Origin of the sequence: Psychrobacillus sp. FSL H8-0483 (assembly GCF_038637725.1) — a bacterium.
GTDB lineage: Bacteria > Bacillota > Bacilli > Bacillales_A > Planococcaceae > Psychrobacillus.
This window is the reverse complement of record NZ_CP152052.1, coordinates 2,027,482-2,049,112: the sequence shown is the minus strand read 5'-3', so window position 1 is coordinate 2,049,112 and position 21,631 is coordinate 2,027,482. Positions and strand designations below refer to the sequence as shown.

Annotated in this window: 19 protein-coding genes and 1 pseudogene; 3 read left to right on the top strand and 17 right to left on the bottom strand. The window is 34.3% G+C overall.

The window, feature by feature from the left end; translation table 11 throughout:
• Positions 1 to 295 precede the first annotated feature (295 nt).
• From MHB48_RS09770 to MHB48_RS09740, 7 genes are all read right to left on the bottom strand, one after another.
• Positions 296 to 1,252 (bottom strand): tyrosine recombinase XerC, encoded by a 957-nt coding sequence (locus tag MHB48_RS09770; RefSeq protein WP_342601246.1) that lies wholly within the window; start codon positions 1,250 to 1,252, stop codon positions 296 to 298.
• A gap of 267 nt (positions 1,253 to 1,519) precedes the next feature.
• Positions 1,520 to 2,632, bottom strand: coding sequence for an endospore germination permease (locus MHB48_RS09765; protein ID WP_342601245.1), 1,113 nt, complete (start codon positions 2,630 to 2,632; stop codon positions 1,520 to 1,522).
• A 27-nt stretch (positions 2,633 to 2,659) separates the two neighbouring features.
• On the bottom strand, positions 2,660 to 2,884 hold the full coding sequence (locus MHB48_RS09760; RefSeq protein ID WP_342601244.1) for a hypothetical protein: 225 nt from the start codon (positions 2,882 to 2,884) through the stop codon (positions 2,660 to 2,662).
• A gap of 5 nt (positions 2,885 to 2,889) precedes the next feature.
• Positions 2,890 to 4,077: a Ger(x)C family spore germination protein gene (locus MHB48_RS09755; RefSeq protein WP_342601243.1), complete on the bottom strand. Its 1,188-nt coding sequence runs from the start codon at positions 4,075 to 4,077 to the stop codon at positions 2,890 to 2,892.
• A gap of 21 nt (positions 4,078 to 4,098) precedes the next feature.
• Positions 4,099 to 6,078, bottom strand: coding sequence for a spore germination protein (locus tag MHB48_RS09750; RefSeq protein WP_342601242.1), 1,980 nt, complete (start codon positions 6,076 to 6,078; stop codon positions 4,099 to 4,101).
• Positions 6,079 to 6,233: 155 nt separating this feature from the next.
• Entirely contained in the window at positions 6,234 to 6,650 is a 417-nt protein-coding gene (locus tag MHB48_RS09745) for an amidohydrolase family protein (RefSeq protein ID WP_342601241.1), read from the bottom strand.
• Positions 6,651 to 6,718: 68 nt separating this feature from the next.
• Positions 6,719 to 7,618, bottom strand: coding sequence for an aminoglycoside phosphotransferase family protein (locus MHB48_RS09740; RefSeq protein WP_342601240.1), 900 nt, complete (start codon positions 7,616 to 7,618; stop codon positions 6,719 to 6,721).
• A gap of 126 nt (positions 7,619 to 7,744) precedes the next feature.
• On the opposite strand from MHB48_RS09740, the pseudogene MHB48_RS09735 reads away from it, so the two are divergent.
• Positions 7,745 to 7,903: pseudogene (locus MHB48_RS09735) on the top strand (universal stress protein); the annotation flags it as partial.
• 50 nt (positions 7,904 to 7,953) lie between these two features.
• Here MHB48_RS09735 and MHB48_RS09730 read toward each other — a convergent pair.
• The 5 genes from MHB48_RS09730 to MHB48_RS09710 all read right to left on the bottom strand — a co-directional run bounded on the left by MHB48_RS09730 (position 7,954) and on the right by MHB48_RS09710 (position 12,733).
• Positions 7,954 to 8,760: a YitT family protein gene (locus MHB48_RS09730; protein WP_342601239.1), complete on the bottom strand. Its 807-nt coding sequence runs from the start codon at positions 8,758 to 8,760 to the stop codon at positions 7,954 to 7,956.
• Positions 8,761 to 9,106: 346 nt separating this feature from the next.
• Complete coding sequence (locus tag MHB48_RS09725; protein ID WP_342601238.1) at positions 9,107 to 9,910, bottom strand: DUF4097 family beta strand repeat-containing protein; 804 nt, start codon at positions 9,908 to 9,910, stop codon at positions 9,107 to 9,109.
• A gap of 679 nt (positions 9,911 to 10,589) precedes the next feature.
• On the bottom strand, positions 10,590 to 11,171 hold the full coding sequence (locus MHB48_RS09720; protein ID WP_342601237.1) for a lysophospholipid acyltransferase family protein: 582 nt from the start codon (positions 11,169 to 11,171) through the stop codon (positions 10,590 to 10,592).
• A 143-nt stretch (positions 11,172 to 11,314) separates the two neighbouring features.
• On the bottom strand, positions 11,315 to 12,199 hold the full coding sequence (locus tag MHB48_RS09715; protein WP_342601236.1) for a phosphotransferase: 885 nt from the start codon (positions 12,197 to 12,199) through the stop codon (positions 11,315 to 11,317).
• A 159-nt stretch (positions 12,200 to 12,358) separates the two neighbouring features.
• On the bottom strand, positions 12,359 to 12,733 hold the full coding sequence (locus tag MHB48_RS09710) for a cytochrome-c oxidase (RefSeq protein ID WP_342601235.1): 375 nt from the start codon (positions 12,731 to 12,733) through the stop codon (positions 12,359 to 12,361).
• A gap of 224 nt (positions 12,734 to 12,957) precedes the next feature.
• On the opposite strand from MHB48_RS09710, the gene MHB48_RS09705 reads away from it, so the two are divergent.
• Positions 12,958 to 13,182 carry a hypothetical protein gene (locus MHB48_RS09705; protein ID WP_342601234.1) on the top strand — a complete coding sequence of 75 codons (225 nt, stop codon included), beginning with the start codon at positions 12,958 to 12,960 and terminating at the stop codon, positions 13,180 to 13,182.
• Between the two features lie 212 nt (positions 13,183 to 13,394).
• Here MHB48_RS09705 and MHB48_RS09700 read toward each other — a convergent pair whose 3' ends face one another.
• From MHB48_RS09700 to MHB48_RS09685, 4 genes are all read right to left on the bottom strand, one after another.
• A complete protein-coding gene (locus tag MHB48_RS09700) occupies positions 13,395 to 14,270 on the bottom strand; it encodes a GNAT family N-acetyltransferase (protein ID WP_342601233.1) in 876 nt (291 codons plus the stop codon).
• A gap of 95 nt (positions 14,271 to 14,365) precedes the next feature.
• Entirely contained in the window at positions 14,366 to 14,800 is a 435-nt protein-coding gene (gene aac(6'), locus MHB48_RS09695; RefSeq protein ID WP_342601232.1) for an aminoglycoside 6'-N-acetyltransferase, read from the bottom strand.
• Between the two features lie 540 nt (positions 14,801 to 15,340).
• Positions 15,341 to 15,904: a DNA-3-methyladenine glycosylase I gene (locus MHB48_RS09690; RefSeq protein WP_342601231.1), complete on the bottom strand. Its 564-nt coding sequence runs from the start codon at positions 15,902 to 15,904 to the stop codon at positions 15,341 to 15,343.
• 238 nt (positions 15,905 to 16,142) lie between these two features.
• Positions 16,143 to 16,808 carry an HAD hydrolase-like protein gene (locus MHB48_RS09685; protein WP_342601230.1) on the bottom strand — a complete coding sequence of 222 codons (666 nt, stop codon included), beginning with the start codon at positions 16,806 to 16,808 and terminating at the stop codon, positions 16,143 to 16,145.
• 349 nt (positions 16,809 to 17,157) lie between these two features.
• Here MHB48_RS09685 and MHB48_RS09680 point away from each other — a divergent pair, with 349 nt between their 5' ends.
• Positions 17,158 to 18,162, top strand: a complete 1,005-nt coding sequence (locus tag MHB48_RS09680; RefSeq protein WP_342601229.1) for a nucleoid-associated protein — start codon at positions 17,158 to 17,160, stop codon at positions 18,160 to 18,162.
• 215 nt (positions 18,163 to 18,377) lie between these two features.
• Here the strand turns inward: MHB48_RS09680 and MHB48_RS09675 are convergent, their stop codons facing one another.
• Positions 18,378 to 21,548, bottom strand: a complete 3,171-nt coding sequence (locus tag MHB48_RS09675) for an ATP-binding cassette domain-containing protein (protein WP_342601228.1) — start codon at positions 21,546 to 21,548, stop codon at positions 18,378 to 18,380.
• Between the last annotated feature and the right edge of the window lie 83 nt (positions 21,549 to 21,631).

Genomic DNA, 21,631 nt, shown 5'->3' with positions numbered 1-21,631 from the left:
TTTGCTACTCAAAAGAACAAAAAAGCAATTGAATTCTAAGGTGTACCCTATATAGTTGATTTCCACTTTAGGCGAACGCTTTCCGCGGGGTGAGCGATAAGCCACCACCACAGCTCACGCGTCGTTTGTTATGGCTTATCTGTCTCACTCATCCCGCTGGAGTCGCCGCCTGCCGATTCAATCAACAAAGTGATATATGTTCGTATTTGAATGACAAAGTATTATTTATGAATTTATCTATATAATTGTCGCACTACTACTTTATGTATCATTTAGTTTACATAATAAAATTATATTAACCTAAATTGTTGAACGGATTGTTTTCAATTACTTGTTGAATTTCTTTGTCCTCCACATGGGTATAAATTTGGGTAGTGGAAACACTTGTATGGCCCAGGATATGCTGTAAACTTCGAATATCTGCTCCGTTTTTATACATAATGGTTGCGGAAGTATGCCGTAGCTTATGAGGAGTTATTTTTGCTTTGTTTAAGCCCGAGTCCTTGTTGATTTGCTTTACAATCTTCGCAACGGTTTGTCGTGTTAATCTAGTACCTTTTTGCGATAAAAACAACGCTTCATTTGAGCTAGCTCCTTGGATAAAGGGACGTTCTTTCTCCATATAGACGTGAAGAGATTGTATACAAGCTTTGTTTAAGAAAACAGTACGTTCTTTGTCTCCCTTACCGACGATTCGTAACATATTGTCTTGAATGGAGTTAATATTTAAGCTACATACCTCCGAAACACGAATCCCTAAGTTCAAAAAGAACATAATCATACTGTAATTGCGGTAGTAGTGATTACTTCTCTTTATTCCAGCTATAAACATTTCTGCTTCCTCTTGATTCATATAAATAGGCTTTTTCTTCCCTATCTTTGGCGTTTCCAACTCATCAGCAGGATTATCTTCAATTAATCTTTTTTTCCCTTTTAAGTATTTAAAAAATGATCTAAGTGTAGCTGTCTTTCTCGCTCTTGTAGCAGCACTATTATGTCGTTGTGCTTCACAGTACTCCAGAAACAAATACATATCTTCTAAGGATATTTCACGAATAAAATCAATGGTGATATCTTTAATCGGAATGTCATCCATGTTATCAAATGCTATATCATCTTCGATTGCTTTTAAAAATCGGAAAAACAAGCTGATATCGTATTCGTATTCTTTCCTTGTTCGTAATGATTTTCCTTTGATTGTTGTTAAATAGACTAAGAAATCTTTTAGAATTTTCGGAATTTCACGTTGCATTCTCTCACCTCATGTCCTCCTATTTTATCACAAATTAAGGTTCCCAAATATGTATTTGGGAACCTTTTTTAAAAAATACGTTTTTTCATTAATAATTCCTTTTTGAACCAAATTGACCAATTCCTCCGTCGTGCTTCAAATTAGCTCTGAGACGTCTTTAATTATTTTTTTACGAGTGATTGTATGTAACTCACTTCTAAATTGCATTCGACTATCTTGCAAGGAAAAAGGTGTTTTATTCACCCCCTTTTTGCTTCTTCTGATAATTTAAGAGTGGTCTGGATCCTTTTTCAATTTTTTCTTTCGCATTGTATATATAACTACTAGCAATAGAGGAAAAAAGAATCCAATTATAAGGGAGAGGGCAATAGATACTTTCGAGTCAAATTTTAAATGATATAAGATATTAGGGAAAATTATTACTGACAATACAACAATAATTACGCCTAAGGAAGAGGTTAAAGAACGATAATCCTTCAAGCTAAAAATTTGTTTCAAGCCAAAAATAGCAGCATAGAAATAAAGTACTGCCTTAAAAAACAACCCAAGAATCCATAAAGTCGCCATTAGGGCCTCTATCCGCGTTAGAAAATTTCCAACGTTTATCACTTTAGCTAAAGCATAGCTCGGATATACTTGTCGTGCAGTTGTAGTAGAACCTAGTACAAAAATACATAATAATGTAATGATAGTAACGATAATACCACCGATAAAATTCCCAATAAAAAAGTTCTTTTTAGCTTTTTCAATATCTTTTATAAAAGCTGGGAATATCATAAATAAAACAATAGAATTTACTGATGATACAACAACTACAGCAATTGATGAATGAAGAAGTGAACCAATATTTTCTTGGAAAAATGGTTCCAGATTTTCGAAATTGATTTTTGGAGAAATTGTTAGCGTTAATAAAATAAAAAGAAATAAAAACACAAAAATGAATATTTCAGCGGAACGAGCAATTGTTTCTAAACCGAGACGAACTGCTATTACGACTAGTAAAGCCATTAGTATGTTCAGCGCTAATATGGGTGTTTTGGGAAACATTTGTGTAATTAAAAATGTCCCAGAATGTGATAGAAGAGCAGATGTATAAAGAATACACATAAAAACAAATAGAATAGATATAGTTTTACCAATTATTTTTCCAAATATTTTTTCGTTTACTTCGGTATAGGTAAGAGTAGGATACCACATAGCAATAGTAGTAAAGAGCCAAATAACTAATTGACCAATTCCAGTGCCAATAATCGCTACAATCCAAGCATCTTGTTTTACTTGAGAACTTAAAATTGATGGGACGTATAAGATGCTTGTACCAATTGAAAAGAAAACAACCAATACCAAAAACTGGAATGAATTTATTTTCCCATTTTGCATCGTTACACATCCTTCCTTTTACTTTAACTATAGTGACAATAAATCAATGACAGGTTTTAAAATGGGAAATAAAATATCTACTGGACTTGGAATAGTTACTCCAAATCCACGTAAAATCCATGTACCTATACCTATTGCAAGAAGAATTAAGAATAGGATTAATTCTTTTTTTAATTTTTTTTCTAAAAGTGGAGGTACTTCTATCATTAGAATAACAGTTGCTACCATTAATATTCCTAAGCTATTCAGCATATACTCTATTCCTTTATAGTTTTTTGAATGGGATTAATTACAGCACCAAAATGTCGAATGGTCATTTTCACTTTAATATTCACTGGTATCTCAGAGAACTCCTCATTCCACTGATCCTTTATTTTTTTCCATTCCTTGGGATTTTGTTGGTGAATGGTTGCACCAAATCCAAAAATGTCTGATCCAAATTTATCTTGAACCACCTTTATAGATTTATTAATACTTTTTTCTACTTGTTCTTCGTAAAGCTTCTCCAACATTTTAAGTGTTTCTTCTTTTGTTAGATCGATTGAACAATCTACTTCTCCTAAATTACCACTTATTTGGATATTTACTTCTATCTCAGGATTACCATTAACTAATTTACTTTTAAGCTTTGATTTAAATTTATTGACCTCGATATTAACTTTACCTCCTTCAGGGCAAGACATTGTCCCTAAAGTAGTCTTTATCTGATTTGTGACACCATTATAACCTCTGCTTTCATCATCCGTTAACCAACCGACTAACTTATCATCCTTTAAAACCGCTAACTCTTGAAACTTAATATGAGCGGCAGGAGTGATGGATTCAACATTCTGTTTACTAGAACCACTTTCCTGGTCTCCTATCACTTTAATTCCTGTTAAAACACCCTCTTTTCCTTCACGCTCCAGATCTACTATCAATTCGGCTAATGTCACAGCACTCGTAGTGGATAAGTGTTTCTCTGACGTATGGAGTATCCAATATATATTGTTAGCAGGTATATTTTCTAAAGTTGTCTGTATATTCAATATGTTTTCAGCCGTATTATCTTTTGCAACCATCAGATAGAAGTCTGATCTCACTTCCCAATTCCTTGATAAATAGTCTAAAAGTGATCCAATTCCTTCTTTTGCTAATGATTCACCAATCACAACGATTTGTAAATGACCAGGATATATATGCCGAGGAGAGATAGAAGTCAATTTTTGAATTGCTTCATTTACAGTTTTCCCCTTTTCCTGAAAGAGAGTTACTGGTGAACGACCAGTTCCCGCTTTCATGGAAACCTCACTTGGCAATACAACTTGTGCTGAGGCCAAATATTCATCTTCTACTTTATCCACTCCTAGCGCCATAGTGATAGCTAACTCATTTAACTCTCTTTTATCCCAACAACCGGTTAGAAAGAGGCTTAGAATTAATAATAATAGGATCCTTTTTTTCATTGCTTAAACACCTTTTTCCCCTCATTTATTTTTCTTAGAAGGTGCTGAATATTGCTGCCTAGTTCGATTTTTTGAAATTAAGTCAGGGCGAGTAAGGAACCTCCATATTGGCAGTCGAATAAAAGTATCTTTTTGTCCTTTTATACTGAATGGAGCTAAAGGAGACATATAAGGAACACCAAATGAACGTAAACTACATAAATGCAAAACTAGCGCAATTAAAACCACGATAATTCCAAATAAACCAAATGAAGCGGCAAATATCATAAATAGAAAACGTAGTATTCGACCGGCAATGGCAATATCATATGTTGGTGAGACAAAACTAGAAATAGCCGTGATTGAAACAACTATTACCATTGCAGCCGAGATAATGCCAGCCTCAACTGCAGCGGTTCCAATAACAAATGCACCCACAATAGACATCGCAGAACCAATAACTCTTGGCATTCTTAATCCTGCCTCTCGTAGAATTTCAAAGGTGATTTCCATAATAACCGCTTCAACAAAAGCAGGAAATGGTACACCTTCCCGCTGAGCTGCTAAACTAACTAGGAGTGAAGGCGGGATTAATTCTGGATGGAAGGTAATTACAGCAATATAAAAAGCAGGAGCAAGCAATGTTATTCCAAAAGAAACAAAACGAAGTAATCGTATTAGACTCGCCATGATCGAACGCTGATAATAGTCTTCAGAAGCTTGAAAGAATTGGACAAATAATGCAGGTATAATTAGTGCGAAAGGTGTCCCATCAACCAAAATTGCTATTCGGCCCTCTAAAATTCCAGCCGCTACAACGTCGGGACGTTCCGTATTAAAGACTGTAGGAAAAGGTGAATATTGAGAATCTTGTATAAATTCTTCTATATTTGCACTTTCCAATATTCCATCTATATCTATGAGATCCAATCTTTGACGAAGTTCGCTTACTACATTATCATCTGCTACCCCATTCAAATACATGATTGCCACATTCGTTTTCGAAAGCTTTCCGACTGTCCTGGATTCAATCCACAAACTTTGATCTTTTATTATCCGACGAACTAATGCCGTATTTATACGTATATTTTCGGAGAAGCCTTCCCTTGGACCCCTCACTACACTTTGAGCGGTTGGTTCAGTAACTCCCCGTTCCATCCAATGCTTATTTCCTACAATAAATCCCTTGGAATATCCATCTATTAAAATAATTGCATCTCCTGATAATAGTGCTGTATATAAGTCTTCCAATGTTGTTAAATCCTTTATTTCCCCAACAGTCATAGCAAAATCTTTTAAAGTCTTTAGAAGGTTGGGTTCGGAAGCTATCTTTTTCTCTAGCTCCAAGCCTTTTATGTCAATCATCAGTGTTTCCAATATGAAATTTTGTAGAGAGGCTGAATCGCTCAATCCATCCGTATAAATAACAGCGGCCTTAACCGAACCTTCCTTACCTATTCGAATTTCTCGAATAATAATATCGCCACTTTCTCCAAGTGTATCTTTTATAGTTTGAAGGTTTCCTGAAAGATCTTTTTTAAGTGGAGTTTGTTCAGTTGATTGCTTTTCTTGTACCTTAGTTTCTGGAGGTACACTGTCTGCTGATTTCTTTTCTGGAGCCTTAGTTTCTGGAGATTCCTTGTCTGTGGATTTCTTTTCTGGTACCTTAGTTTCTGGGGGTTCCTTGTCTGTTGATTTCTTTTCTGGAGCCTTAGTTTCTGGAGATTCCTTGTCTGCTGATTTCTTTTCTGGAGCCTTAGTTTCTGGAGATTTCTTGTTTGTTGATTGCTTTTCTATTAATTCCTTGTCTTTTGATTTCATTTCGGGTGCTTTCATTTCTGTTAATTTCATTTTTGATAATTTCTTATCAAGTGAATTCTTATCTGCCGATTTCATTTCTGTTGAATTCATTTCCGTTAATTTATTATCAAGCAATACTTTCTCTTTTGATTCCTTCTCTTCATTTGGGGAAGGATTAGAGGATTTTAAGACTATATTGTTTTTCTTTTTAAAAAAATCCATACAATCCCTCTTTGCTCTTCAAAATTTATAGTGTATCGCTAAGTTTCCCATATAAGGTTTAATTATTCGTTTATTAGAGCATTCGTTGTTAAATAGGCGATTTTTTACACAAATAAAAAAACCAAGAGTTTCCTTACCTCTTGGTTTTTTTAATATTAATTAATGCTTGAAATAGTTTCTCTCTGAAATACCACTTTACCCTTTAAGTACGTTTCTTCTACAGAAATTTGGTCTATCTCATTAGCAGGAATCTCTAATATATCTTTATTTAGAACGATAAAATCTGCATGATAACCTTCTTTTAACTGACCGACTTTTGGGATTCGTGTAACTACCTGCGCTTCTCGCGTATAAAATTCGATTGTTGTTTCTACATCAATTCTCTCTGCATCTCCTGTATTTGTTCCATCATATGCAACCCGGGTTACAGCAGATTTAATCCCAACAAAAGGTTTTACAGGGTCAGCCCAAGCAGTTGCAGGAGCGTCAGAAGAAAACTCAACTGGCATTCCAGCTTCTAACATCGTTTTGATGGGATACGTTGTTTTTGTGCGATCTATTCCTAAATTCATAATGTAGCCTCTACGTATCTGGTACTAAGTTAAAACCAATTGAAATTCATTAAATCAAAAATCTACTCTCATAAAGTTAACGCATAAAACCACTGTGCACTTTGATATGCTTCCATCCAGAATGCATCATTATCTTCTACTGCCCAACATGCACTTAACGTTCCCATCACAACACATGCCTTTAATAATCGAACCTTATCTAATTGTAGTTCCTCACATAATAACATGACTCTCTTCTCCAATAGTCTCCTTGGATTATCGTTATTATGCAATTGATTGATTAAAAAAGATGTAAGATCAAAATAACGATCCCCGATAACTCCTTTTGGATCAATTGCCAACCATCCATAATGATTGGAAAAAAGGATGTTTTCGTGATGTAAATCACCATGGAGCAGTTCATTCCCTAAGGAACTGTCTATTATATCTCTACTATAGTTTTTTGCAAGTTGAATAAAATCCTTGGGAATCGGTCCTTCTTTAGCAGAATATTTATGTAAGTATCGATCAAATGCTATCATCCAGTCTACAATAGAAGGATGATCTGCATTTATTTGTACTGGTTTGCGAATTACAGTCCAAACTTGAGCAAAACGTTTAATAGCAAGCTGTTCTTCTACTTCCACTAGCGTTGTTCCTGGTAGTAAATGCTCTAGTAGCATGACTCCATTTTCAGCATCTGCTTTTAATAATTTTACACACCCTTTACCACCATACGCTTGGAGTGTCCGTATTTCATTAGAAAAATCAGAATTGGGAATTCCAATTTTTAGAATAGCAGAGTTGTCATTTTCGTCCAATACTTTTAATACATAATTATACGACAGATTACTTACTGGACCAGCTGATCGGAGTTTCCACTTTTTAAGATAAGTTTCAATCAGTGAATCTAGTCCAATTAACCACACTCTACCATCATCACCAAAAGCACTAATTATTTTACTTACGAATAGGTCTGGGTAGTTCATTTAATCGCCCCTCTCCATAGTACTCCTCACTGCTTTCTTTTCTTATATATATATATTACACGATTTATCTTTCAACAATATAGCATGATTTTAGCTCCACTAAATGTTCTGTGCAATAGACGAGATGAACCAGGTGCATGTTTAATCGATTATGCAAACAAAGGATCATTTGATATAGTGATCATTGGATCTCGTGGATTAAATACGCTACAAGAAATGGTTCTTGGGAGTGTTAGTCATAAAGTTCTAAAAAGAGTGAATTGTCATGTGCTAGTTGTAAAGTAAAATAAGAAAAAGCGGATATCACTAAATATTCGTGGCATCCGCTTTTCTTTTTAGTTTTTGGCAAACTTGCCGTCGACCTCTACTGTTTCAAATATATTAATAAACGCATCCTCATCATGTTTACGTACAATTTGTTTAATCTGTAGTGTCTCATAACGTGTAACGACCATCATTAATATTTGCTTTTTTTCTAGAGTGAAGCCCCCATATCCTTCTGTTATCGTAACTCCACGGTAGATGGATGCTAACAGCTCTTTTCGAATTGGTTCACCTTTTGTTGTAACAATTTGCATCGTTAACTTTTCATGATTCGTATAAATCGTATCAAGCATTTTCCCTGTCAAATAAATAGACAATAGCGTGTATAATGCGATTTCCCATGTGAAAACAGCACCAGATATTAATACAATTATCCCATTCATCCCTGTAAGAAGAAGACCAACACTTACATTACTACTACGAGAAATCATAATTGCTATAATATCTAATCCCCCAGAAGTACCAGAGTACTTTAATATCAGTCCGATTCCAATTCCACTTACAATTCCTCCAAAAATACTTGAAAGTAGGACATTATCCGTTATAGCTTCAGCCGGTAGTATGGAGAGAAATGCCGAAAGCGAAATAACACAAATCAGTGTATTAATGGTAATTCTCTTTCCTAACTTGAAATACCCAAGTACTAGCAGAGGTAAATTAAGTACCAGATTCAATAAACCAGTATTAAATGGTGTAATGATACCTAACAAAATAGCAATCCCACTAATACCGCTGCTTAAAATACCATGTGGAACTAAAAAATAATTAAAAGCAAATGCTACTATTAGTGAACCCGCAACAACTATTAAATTTTTCATTTGAACGTACCTCCCCAAAATACCAAAAACAATAAAAAAAACTAAAAAATTAGAGATTCCATGAGCTAAATTGTACCGTTATCATCCTGTCGATTTTCCAACTTTTTAGACTTCTTATGTTTAAATAAAAAACTCGCCCCAATTAGGGACGAGTTTTCGCTCGCGTTCCTACTTATATTCCATAGTATATCCTAAAGAGAATACGTTTAAAAAGATTTCAGAAAAGACTTTCTTATCCCTTTTCCGAGTAAATACGCTTGGTAAAAATAAACTCAAAGTAATTTTATTATAAAGATTAATCTAACAAAATTCCATAATTGTGTCAACAAGAAATCCTATAAGGAGACTATTTTGAGCTACCTACTGATATCTTACCATTATCTGTCTCTAGTTTTATCAAGTTATCTCCATCGCCAAATATTGTTTGTTTATTCGATTTTCCGAAAATATCAAGTTTCCCAATTTCTATGTCAGCTTCAATCGTTGCATTAGTTGGCTCTTTGTCTGTTTGGATCTCAATCAAACCATTATCTGTTGAGAGAGAAATAGGTCTTTCTAAATTACTTGTAATAAGGACAATGCGGCCATTATCAGTGGAAGCCTCTATATCACCTTCTACTTCATTCATCAAGATTTTCCCGTTATCGGTACGCACATGCACCGTTTCTGCTACCATATTTTTCATATGAATGAATCCATTATCTGTTTCCAAATGAACTGATTTCGCCTGCATATCTTTTGCAATAATTTCTCCGTTATCTAGTTCCGTCTTGATATCATTGTATTGTTTTTCTGGTACATAGACAGTTAGTTTGATATCCATGGATGTAAATCCAAACTGTATAAAATTCCAATTCTTTTGTGTTAATTCAATAGAGAGTGTATCCCCTTTTACATCTGCAGTGAAATTGTATTTCATTTTTTTCTTCATTCTTCCTGAAAATTCTACTTTTGTTTCATCATCTTTTGTAGAGATAAATTCAACAGAAGCATTGTCAGATTGTACCTCAATATTTTTATAATGATTATTTTCGACTACAATTTCATCTGCTTTGTTGACTAACGCGACTTTTATATTCACGAAAACATTTATTGCTGCTCCCGCTAATAATACAAATAAAGCTATAATAGCAACTTTTTTCATACTCATTTTTTCATCCTCCACTTTTCGTTTTTCTTAGCTAATTTCCATTATAAAGAATGCATAAAAAATGGAAATGGTCTGAAGAAGTGATTTCATCTCAGTCTTAAGGCGTAGAAATGTATGATTGTACTATTTATATGCGAGGGGATGTAAATTCATCTGATACAATTGGTTGTTAGAGTAGCAATTAAACCTATAATGAAAGGATTGTGGAAATAGAATAAGAAAAGCGAAAGTGCTTTGAACTGACTTTCCCTTATCATTTCCAAAAGGTAACAAGTTGGGGCTGTCCCTAAAGTCATACATTGACTGAGAGATGGTCCCTTTTCCAATGTATTGATTTCCGTTCCAGACGGACGCTTTCCGCGGGCATGGCTTCAGTCTCCTCGTCGCTTTCGCTCCTGCGGGGCCTTCAGCTCATACTATTCCCGCTGGAGTCGCCGTCTTCCACTAAAATCAATTGCCTAACAAGGGGATTAATCCTTTAGTTCCCCTACTACTTTCTATCCCTTGGTCTCATAAAAAGTATGTGCCTGAAATTCAAATGTAGTAAGGAGGGCTATTGTTGCATGATTATACTTTGCAATTTCTTCTATTTGGCCAGGTAAGATGATGCCTAGCCCTTTCCCTCTAATTTCTTGACTAAACCATAAATCGTTTATCTCAAGCTAATTCCATTACACCTCTATTTTTCTATTTGGTTTTCTAGTAAAATCGTTTGCTCATTTAATAGTTCCGTATGAGCAGCCAATTCATCTTTACTGGTTGTATTTATGTAGATAGGTTCACCAAAAATGATGGTTGCTTTTTTCATTTTCCGTAACTCTTTTAGTGTTCTCGGGCCCACATATAATGCAGGAACAATTGGAGCTTTTGATAAATTACTAATTGTCACAGCCCCTCTTTTTAACGGAGCATTTTCTGCCGCTCTAGTTCCACTCGGAAATATGCCTACTACCTCTCCAGATTTCAATAGCTTCACTGGAATTTTAATACTACTTGGAGAAGGATTCTCTCGATCCACAGGAAAGGCATTTATTTTTTGTAGGAAAGATCCAATGAATTTGTTTTCAAAAAGCTCTTTCTTTGCCATATAATGAATCGACCTTGGCACACAAATGCCTAAGATGACTATTTCCAGCCATCCTCTGTGTGTGCAAGTGACGATATATCCCTCATTCTTAGGTAACAAATGCTTATTTTTCACTTCTACTTTTCCAAATAAACGCACAACCATTTTTGCAACTGTTAGTGTAAATTGATACATAGTCATCACCTTTTATTATCTAGTTTTAGTACCTAGTAATAATTATAAAGATTTTGAAAATAAAATACCAGACCAAATTTGGCCTGGTATTTTATGATACCAAATTGGTAGTTCTATGAATCCTCTCAAAGAATACTCTCTTCTCATTGGGTATACCACTTCGGCACATCTAGCTTAAAATCATCAAACTGATCAATTGTAAATCGAGTATAACCTTGAAATTTTTCCTTTTGATTTATGCCACCTTCATGGCCCCATACTTCTGCGGATACAATATGGATTGCAGCGTACAGACGATGCAACTCCCAAAACGATGGTGGAACAGGATTTTTATCGTGATAACCATCCACTACACCTCGTGAGTACGGTGTACTTACTTGTACATTAAAATATTCCATTTTATAAAATTCGTTGATTGGGTCCGCGTATGTAATTTTTTGCATATCGATTAAACCAGAAAATTGATCTTCATGAATTAAAATATTTCCAGGGTGAAAATCATAATGCTGAACACAGCTAGGACGTTTGTTCAATAAATGCAAATTATCTTGTATAAATGGCAAGACGTTTTGATAGTTCGGATGTCTTCTAATAATATCTTGAAATAGAGGAGCTTGTCTTGCTATTCGAGCCCTCCAAGTTTCTTCCCAACTTGGATATTCTTTAGGTGCTTGGATGCTATGCATATTCTTAAGCGTCTTCCCGACCTGAATTCCAATCTCATATTGCACTTCTGCACTTTTCATTGGTAACGCAACATCCCCGTTTTCTCCATTTAAATAGTCAAGAATCATGTAAGCTCTATCTTTATATATTCCTACATCATGTACAAATGGAATATGAGCATCAATGGCATGAACAGCATTGGTAAGTTGCGCCTGTTTTTCTAGCTTTGTTATGTTCATATCAGGAGAAAAACGCAGTAAATATGTTTGATCTACGCACCATTTCTCATCATTTGAAAACCCTTCTTCTATTAACTGAAAAAAGGTACATTTACTTAAAAACGGTATGTTTAGTTCTAGCATTATTTCCCCTCCCAGTTATTCAAAATATTTCAAAATATTAGAACGCTAGATTTAATGTTACTAAAATTATGTAAATATGACAAATTTATTTTTATAGATAAAAAAAGCCGGTCTGCTATTCATTAGTTGAATAACAGACCGGCAAAAAAATCTCATTAACTACGCTGCAGACCGCACGTTTTGTAAAACATTGATCGCAAACATGATTACGCTAAACACGACTAATACTCCACCAATTGCAATAAAGGTAATCGCAGCTTCTACTCCATTCAAAAGATAAATTGCCAGTGCAACCATCATGATTGGAAGCCCGATATTCGCACTCCAAAAATGAAGCTTTGCATAAAGATTGCTAGTAGCTCTTGGGAATAAATGATACACAATCCCTGCTAGAGCAAATGAAGCCCAGCCTAATAAATTGATGTGAACATGTACCCCTGTTAATGCAACATCGTGTGTCATAGACATAAAGAGACCTAAAATTACTCCAATGGCAAAATAGACAACCGAAATTTTAATAAATCTAATACCCATTTCTCCCTGTCTCCTCTCATATAAATAGAATAATAACTGCTTATACATTCTATTTATGAAAAGAAAAGAGTATTCTCGGAATCATTCAAATTAATAGGTATGTTAATTGTTACTACTTTCCAAATGTCATCCTGTTTGTTCGAATAAAACTTGAATTTTTTTGATTTGCAGAGATGTATAATCATTCCTTGGAATAGAATTGTAGGAGAAAGTAGTGATGTATTTTGGAAATGAATATATTAAGTATTTTCATTGGATTAATTTTTTTCATGATCATGACTCGTATTGCGTATCAGAGAATTAAAAAGAAAAGGTTACCCCCCAGTAATTACACACCTTTCGATGATTTAATTTCAGGTATTGACCCAGACTTAAAACAAAATAATCAAATCATAAAAGATACCAAGCATGAAACTGCCTATGAAGAGAGAACAACTCGTAAAAACTAGTTCTCTCAGATTGTTGACAAATATTTCTTCAATTTGCGACGAGCTTTTCTCTTGCGCAAGCTCGTCGCGTATAAAGGCATTGAAGTCGTTGTCGCAAGGGTGCGTCGAACCTATGTTTCCTTCTTGGATATGCTTTTGTTTTCAAGTCAGTCTGAAATGACACTTTCAAATTTATATTTTATCTATTACCTGATAGTAGTTCTCCTTTACTATTACATTTTAAAAGAAATGAGCTCATGTTTGACATGAAATCCAGCCGATTTATATAAATGGACCGCTTTTCCGTTTGCCAATGCAACACATAACGTAACTTCTCTTATCTCGTCATAAGAGAAAAGATGATCTAATGCCACCTTCATAAGTTTTGTTCCAATACCTTGTTTTCGGTAATCGGAGGAAACCGCGATATATTCAATAGCCCCTTCCATGTTTTCAGGATCTGCTTCTACGTATACATAACCCTTCATTTTTTCATCTGTATCCTTCATAATCAATAATTGATTTTCCTTATTTATACGTTGAAGTATTTCATCCGCTCTGTAATATGTAAGAGGAAATTCAGCTGCATGAAGAGTAACAAATGATTCATGGTAAGAGGATTCGTATTTGATAATGCCATAAGATTCCACTGATGTTGTATTACTACGTTGTGTCTTTAGAATAAGGTGATGATCGTTTTCCATTCCGCCTAAATTCTGCACAAATTGACGTGTAAGCAAATTTTCATTATTTACAAAGAACGAATACGATTGGATATCCAGTGGCGTCATTAAATTCATCTTTTCCCATAAATCATTTGCTAACGATTCAAACTCCCTTTCATCTTTTATGAACGGTCCCCACACTTCAACACTTTTAGTTTCTACATCGATGTCAAACCCCAAAGCACCAATTATTTCATCGTTATCGTATGCTACTGCAAATGATTCAGAGAGATCTAAGTCAGAGAAATCATTCAGAAGCGTATGATAAATCTCGCTTTTAGATTCCCCGCAATAACCAATATGGGTTTTTGGATTATTGTTCATCTCTTCTAAAAACTGAGACAGGCTGTCAATATCTATTGGAGAGGCTATATTTAGTGTCATTTTTGATAACTCCTTCACTTCAATCATAATTTGCGAGCTTTGTATCATTATTATCGATGCATTTTATTAATAGTAAGTGAACACTTTTCCTCTCTTTAAAGTTTCTTCGTAAAGCATATTATACGATTCGACTCTGTAAATCCTAGTCTCAAATGCATAACTAGGCTATCTTCATTATGTAATTCACAGTCGCTAGCAAATTCAATACACCCTTTGCGTTTCGCCCATTCCTCGCAGTAAGTTACTAGTAATCTTGCATACCCTTGTTGTCGAAATGCTTCTCTGATAAAAAGTCCCTCTAAGTAACCAACAGGGTTGGATTCAGTTCCCTCGACATAATCGTTTCGAAGTTGACATTGTGCAAATCCAATGGCCTCTTCTCCTTCATATGCTAAAAAGATGGCGGTGTTTTCAGAGGATATAAACTGGTGCATATCTTCCGTAAATTCCTCTACTGAATGTCCTGTCCAAAGTAGCGATGCTAGTTCTGCAGCAATACCAGCTTCCTCTAATGTTGCTTGTTTAAGCATAAATCCTCCTCCAATTGTGTTTGTGAATTTCCTTTCCAACTCTTGAATCGTTAGTTCGTAGTTCATTTAACATTTTTCTATTTTAATTAAGACCTGTAATACTTTAGCCTAAAGGAGTAATCATACCAACAACTCAAGTAATATGCGCAGATAATAAATTCTTTTAGATCTCCCTCATTGAATATCTACTATAAGTCTATTTCGATACACATTAACTAACTCCTCTTTTTAAATTATCCTGCAACTTTGTTTGAATAACGGAAAGTATAAAAAAGCTAATAGATAGTGAAATACTGCTACTAGAATCATAATTACACCTAGTCTAAGGGCCTCTCTTTGTGTCAATGAATAATTGAGCATGACACATTTAAAACATTTAGATAATTTTTATGGGGAAAACGTGAAAAAAGTAATCAAAAAGAGTTGAATACAACACATTTTGATTACTTTTATTTGGGTTATATAAATTGTCGAAAATTATTCAATAGAGCAATATTCGATCTATCGAAATTGCAACTTTGGGAAATACTGCGTTTATTTTTAATGAGAAGGATGGCAAAAACATTCTAAAGTGTGGTCATTCACCAATCCTACAGCTTGCATATAAGAATAACAAATCGTACCACCTACAAATGTAAATCCATCTTTTTTTAAACGTTTGCTCATTTTATCACTTATTTCACTTGTAATTGGAACTTCTTTAACCGTCTGCCAATGGTTAACAATTGGAGTGTAATCTACAAAACTCCATATATAATTAGAAAATGAACCGTATTCTTTTTGAATCTTTAGAAATGCCTTTGCATTCGTTACGACGCTTTTAATTTTTAATTTATTTCGAACAATGCCCTTATCTTCTCTTAATAATTCTAATTTTTCATTTGTATAGTGTACAATTTTTTCCGCTTCAAAATTATCAAAAGCATTTCGATAATTTTCTCTCTTTTGTAAAATTGTCCACCAACTGAGCCCCGCCTGTGCACCTTCTAAACATAGCATTTCAAATAATAGTCTATCATCATAAACAGGTACACCCCATTCCTTATCGTGATATTTCATATATAAAGGTTCTTTTGTTGTTACCCACGTACATCGACTTGTCATTTAAGCACACTCCCTTTTGTCTTTTACCCATCTAATTTCATCATCCGAGCATTTATAGATCTACATTAAATATAGAACGAATGTTCCGTTAAGTCAAATATCAAAATTGATTGTTACTGGTCCATAACAAAAAAAGAATGGGCAAATGTTAAAGGCATTCAGGTATCTTATATTATCCAACTAAAAAACCCGTTCAACAAGGACCGGGTTTTTCTACTATATTGTGCCTTTGATAGTTCTATAAGCTATTTTTCATTTTTGTTATTATTATTTTTAGCTCCATTAAGTCATCTATTATCAAATCAGCCTGAGCTAGTTCATCTTCTTGTGCAAAATCAAAATTACATCCAATTGCAATTAAACCATTATCTTTAGCTGCATTTATATCAGAAAGACGGTCTCCTACTACTGCTCCTTTTTTTATATCATATTTTTTTATAATTGTTTTAACTAAATCTCCTTTATCTAGCGTTTGTATTTGTTGAATACTAAATGTTTCAGTAACCCAATTATCCAAATTATAATAACTCACAATTGCTTTTAAATATTCCGTTAAACCATTACTCGCTATGTAAATGGAACAATTATTCTCTTTTAAATAACTGAAAACTTCCTTTACATTAGGATATAAAGCACCTTTCCCACTTCTAATGTTTTCAACTAATCTTTCCAGAAAATAAGCATCAGCTTGTTCTCTTACCTCATTAGAATGATTAGGTAACAAAGCTTCCCATACTTTTGGTAAAGGTACACCCATAATTTCACGGTATTTATCAATAGGGGTTACTGCATTCCATTTATTTATTGAGTGTAAATGGTTAAAAGTATCATCAAGTGATAATTCTAAAATTTTATCTGTTTGAAATAAAGTTCCATCCATATCAAAAATCAGTGATTGTAACATTACTTTCTCCCCCTTTTTACCATTGCTGAATAACATCTAAAGTTTAACATAATGACAGAATTATTTAACCAATCCTTATTCAACTAATCTGCCCCTTTAGCCACCCATGAAAGCCTGCTTTACCACAGAATATGCAAAAAATTACGTTCTTCCATGGTAGTTAAAGAACAAACTTTACTCAATTGTTATTTATCCAAAACCAATAACCTCCTGTTTGAGGTTCGAGTGAAAGAGGAAGTATTTGGCTTACACCTAAAAATAATCATCAATGTATGTAAAATGTATGAAAATATTGTATAGAGTGTGATATGGTAGATTATCTACAACTAATGATTAGAAGGTGATGACCATGCTAGAAGTAAGTGAAAGTAAATTAGGACAGTATGTCGTACATTATGTAAGCGATACGCTTGTTTTGGGAGATGAGGTCTTCTCTCAACCAGATGTAATGCTTGAAGCAGCTTTTACACAATTGGCGTTTAACAAAATTGATTATGAGCAGCAGTACGAATTTTTTCACGAAACGGATATTGGATTAAATGAGGTCTATACATATGTAAATTCCATTTTTGATCAGAAGAGCAGTTTCCTTGAACAATCTAAGCATATCGCCACTCACTTACAAAGTGTATCCCAACACCCAAATATTAAAAGTGGTGAATTGTTTATTGGATTATTCGATAATTGTTTATGGCATACAGAGGTAAAAAAGGTAATTGCCATTGTAAAAATTGATGAAAAAGAAATGTTTTTAGATGTGAAAAACGAGCAGAACAAAATGATTGTGAATGGCATCGACGGTATTAATGTGAAGAAAATCAATAACATGGCCGTAATCATGGACATGGGGCCAGACGTAGCACCTGCTGTCTTTATCAAAACCAAAAAGAAAGAAGATGTTGTTTACTGGCAAGAGCGTTTTTTAAAAATTAAGGTAGCGGATGAACATTATCATAAAACCAATTTAGCGTTAACAGAATGCAAAAAATATATATTAAAAGAAGAAAGTTTTACGAATACGGAGAAACTCGGTTTTTTAAACAAAACGCTCGATTATTTTAGAAATGAAGAAGAATTCCAGGTAAATGATTTTATTGATACCGTATTTAAAAAGGCAGATCCGGTACAAAAAGAAGTCATCGTAAATTCGGTAAAACCCTACGAAACTGTCATTTCCGAAAGTGCGATCGAAAAGGTAGAAAAAACTTATAAACGCAAAATAAAACTTGATTCTAATATTGAAATTCAGGTTAACGTACGAAATATCGAGCAAGTCGATGAACTGATTGAAGTAGGCTATGATGAAGCAACCAATCGAAAGTTTTATAAAATCTTTTTTCATGAAGAAATATAATCAAAAAACGATAGAATCCCACAACTCGTAGGAAACTCCAATGTAAAAAGCCTGATTCTCAGTATTGCAACTGAGAAAATATTCTATTAAACCAACAAGTTCCTCTTCAGAATAGAATAAAAACTCATTTGCAATTTATTATTGCAAATGAGTTTTCTATCACTAGCTGACATCTAGCTTTGTTTTAAAATGTGACTTGTTTTAATAATATTAATTTACTTGTTTTGCTCAAGAAATTCGTAAACAGCCATCATTTCTCGTTTATTCAATTCCCGAATACGATTGAAAATTGGAATATCCGCAACAGCGTCAATATTTAAGGTTTCAGTAACAACATCACTAACTGTGCCCGTTAGCCATGTTTCTACATCTATGCCTTCGACTATTTCCTTAAGTCCTTCATTATTAACACCAGTTTCATTACACGTCACACAAGGGATCGTTAGTTTAAATACGCCATCATGGAGATTTTCTTCTGTAATAGCTTTCTTTCCGTTACAGAATGGACACGGATGACTTTTTCTAATCTTATTAATTAAAGTGACTATCTTTTTGTAACCTAACGCTTCATAGACATACGTCAGCTTTTTATATTTTCCATTAGTGAAGTACTTATCAATGATCGTTTCTCTCGTTTCTGTGATATTGTCAAAATCACAGATGGTAATTCGATTGTTAACGCCGATAGATTCGATATTGTTGCTAATACTGCTCCAGAATGGCAGTACATTTTGTAAAACCATTTCATAGTGGGCAAAGCTAGCCTGCTCCAATTCAAACATTTTCAGAGCGACTTGCGTTTCTCTCGGTAATAAGGACACATCTTCGCATAAAGTCATATCACCGCCGACAATATCCTTTAATTTTACTAGTTGCTGTAAGTTGCCAACTGTTTTTATTACTTGATCGAGTGGCTGGTTAATAATCTCACGAATATCCGTGTCGCCAAATTTCAGCTTTTTATGATGGTTTAGTACGGTTCCTTCACAGACTGGACACGTAATCATCTCTTTGGATTCTTTTATATGCTCTTTAATAATTGATTTGGATACAAATATATAGCGTCCAATGATTAAATTAAAGCCTTCCCAAGTCCTCCTTGTCTTGCCTTCTTTGTCATAAAATGACTTTTCCCAATACCCGTATAAAAAGGTATGCTTTTCTGCTTCTGTCATATCATTAAAACTTTTGCTTATATCCTGACCGAGCTCATTTTTAATCTCTTCAAAGAGGAATTCTAATTTTGAAAACTGATAAAACTTTAAAACTTCCATTACATCTTCATGTAATTGGCCATCCCAAAATGGCACGGTTTTATCCTGAAGAACAACATCAAAATCAAATTTTTCAATCACTCGACGGCCCGAACAACAAGGGCAATGATTGTCTTGATGATAGAAATCGAAGCTTCTCGTATCTTTAATTGTCGGATGTGATGCTACAATATGGTTAATCACGCCGCCAAGTTCATAAAGAAAACTATATTGACTATACAAGTGGCGTTCCAAGTCTATAGCGATAACAGGTGCAATTATGTCTGTTTCGTATTCACCATAAATCAAACGAGCCATGGAGGATAAGCTTTTTAAAATGCCACCCTTATAGACGTTTTCTGCATTTTTAAAATAGTCAACATGATTTTCTGTTAAGTAGTCTATGCCATTTGGTTGATTTAGTGTAGAAGAAATTTGCAATGGTGCAACCTGTTCTGGACCGTTTTGCCCGCGATAATAATCATCATGACTGACAACATCAAGACGCTCGACAGGTGCAATCTGCCTGTTCCCAAAATCAACGATAAAATCAGAGTTGTCTATCATATAAGCATTATGCTCAATCATCATAATGGAGACAGATTCATCTTGCAGAATGACCCTTGCACTATCAATGAATTGATTTAAAATATTTTGTGATAATCCTTTGGAAGGCTCGTCAAAAATAAAGAGCGTATGTGGGTTTCTTGAGTTAGCAAACAGCTCAGAAACTAAATGGACACATTGAAATTCACCCGTCGATAAAGACTGCGTTTTTCTTTCCAACGTCAGATAACCAAGTCCAAGTTTGATCAATAAGCTCAAGCGTTTATGAGCAATATCTTCCTTTGGCAGTTCTTCAATAATATCTTCAATCGAACGCTGAAAAATATCATCAATATCTTCACTATATTTTGTAAGTTTCCTTTTAATATCAAGAAACGTCGCAACTGTAGACCGACTAGTAATCGATTGGTTTCGATCTTGCCCAACTATTACGAGTTTATCTTTTGGATATCTCTTCTGGAAATCTTTGGCGATACACTCATTAACAAGTGTAGACTTCCCACATCCTGATTCCCCAGTAAAAGTGACAATTCTATTTTTAGGAATCTGAATTTCTTTCATTTGAATATTACGGCAGTAAAGATCTTGAAATTGATAGTACTCTATTGGCATTTCTTTATTTCTTTCCGAAGTGATTGGTTGTGGTCGTGGGGATTCTTCTACAATTTTCCCACCGTATTTTCCACTACCAGGTCCAAAGAATAATTGTTCTTCCGATGTGTTAAGCACCGTGTCAGAATGGTCAATGAGCCAAATCTGATTCTTGTAGCCCAATTGTTTAATCTCTTCTAAAATTTTCAATAGTGTTTGGTGGTCTAGACCTACTGAAATTTCATCAATAATAATAACGGTATTTTCACTTGTTGCCATAAATTCAGCCAAGTAAAGTCGTGTTATTTCTCCACCTGACAAGGTACCCATAATACGATTTAATGTTAGGTAACCGATATTCATATTGATAATATTTTTAAGAATATGCTGTTTCGCTTCACTAATATGTAATTCTTCTCCAAGAGAAAGAATCGATTCAATGCTTAAGTTGTTAATATCGGAAATACTATGTGCTCGATTCAATATTTCTATCTTATGTTGCTCCACTTCTGGATTATAACGCTTGCCCTCACACTTTTTACATTCGATATTTTTCGTAGTGCCGCGCCCTTTACATGCAGGACACCAACCTAATTCATTATTAAATGAAAAAACTTCTGGAGAAAAATTAAATTTTTCAGCAAGCAGCACGCGAATCTCTTTAAAAACGCCCGTATGGGTGCCAATCGTTGACCGTGGATTCGAAGAAATGGATGATTTTCCGAGAAAAAGTACTAAAGGCATTTCTTCCATCTTAATGGCACTGAAATTGGTTTCCATAATATTAGGAAACAAATATTGATATTCAGCCTTTGGCAATAAAGAAACGAGACGCTTCTTGGATTCTTCACCAATTGTTTGACAAAAAGTGGTTTTACCAGAACCAGACAAACCAGCAATTCCTAAAGATTTATCTACTGGAAGTGCTACATCCAATTTGTTAATATTGTTCGCAATTAATTGATTTACTTTCATAGTGGTATCATCTCCATTCTCTAAATTTAGTATTGCCATATTAGTAAAACTTCATCTGTTATCCGATAAAGTAGATAAATAAG

Coding starts and splice junctions, on each gene's coding strand:
- MHB48_RS09770 (WP_342601246.1), bottom strand. CDS start 1,252: ATGCAACGTGAAATTCCGAAAATTCTAAAAGATTTCTTAGTCTATTTA.
- MHB48_RS09765 (WP_342601245.1), bottom strand. CDS start 2,632: ATGCAAAATGGGAAAATAAATTCATTCCAGTTTTTGGTATTGGTTGTT.
- MHB48_RS09760 (WP_342601244.1), bottom strand. CDS start 2,884: ATGCTGAATAGCTTAGGAATATTAATGGTAGCAACTGTTATTCTAATG.
- MHB48_RS09755 (WP_342601243.1), bottom strand. CDS start 4,077: ATGAAAAAAAGGATCCTATTATTATTAATTCTAAGCCTCTTTCTAACC.
- MHB48_RS09750 (WP_342601242.1), bottom strand. CDS start 6,078: ATGGATTTTTTTAAAAAGAAAAACAATATAGTCTTAAAATCCTCTAAT.
- MHB48_RS09745 (WP_342601241.1), bottom strand. CDS start 6,650: ATGAATTTAGGAATAGATCGCACAAAAACAACGTATCCCATCAAAACG.
- MHB48_RS09740 (WP_342601240.1), bottom strand. CDS start 7,618: ATGAACTACCCAGACCTATTCGTAAGTAAAATAATTAGTGCTTTTGGT.
- MHB48_RS09730 (WP_342601239.1), bottom strand. CDS start 8,760: ATGAAAAATTTAATAGTTGTTGCGGGTTCACTAATAGTAGCATTTGCT.
- MHB48_RS09725 (WP_342601238.1), bottom strand. CDS start 9,910: ATGAGTATGAAAAAAGTTGCTATTATAGCTTTATTTGTATTATTAGCG.
- MHB48_RS09720 (WP_342601237.1), bottom strand. CDS start 11,171: ATGTATCAATTTACACTAACAGTTGCAAAAATGGTTGTGCGTTTATTT.
- MHB48_RS09715 (WP_342601236.1), bottom strand. CDS start 12,199: ATGCTAGAACTAAACATACCGTTTTTAAGTAAATGTACCTTTTTTCAG.
- MHB48_RS09710 (WP_342601235.1), bottom strand. CDS start 12,733: ATGGGTATTAGATTTATTAAAATTTCGGTTGTCTATTTTGCCATTGGA.
- MHB48_RS09700 (WP_342601233.1), bottom strand. CDS start 14,270: ATGACACTAAATATAGCCTCTCCAATAGATATTGACAGCCTGTCTCAG.
- MHB48_RS09690 (WP_342601231.1), bottom strand. CDS start 15,904: ATGACAAGTCGATGTACGTGGGTAACAACAAAAGAACCTTTATATATG.
- MHB48_RS09685 (WP_342601230.1), bottom strand. CDS start 16,808: ATGTTACAATCACTGATTTTTGATATGGATGGAACTTTATTTCAAACA.
- MHB48_RS09680 (WP_342601229.1), top strand. CDS start 17,158: ATGCTAGAAGTAAGTGAAAGTAAATTAGGACAGTATGTCGTACATTAT.
- MHB48_RS09675 (WP_342601228.1), bottom strand. CDS start 21,548: ATGAAAGTAAATCAATTAATTGCGAACAATATTAACAAATTGGATGTA.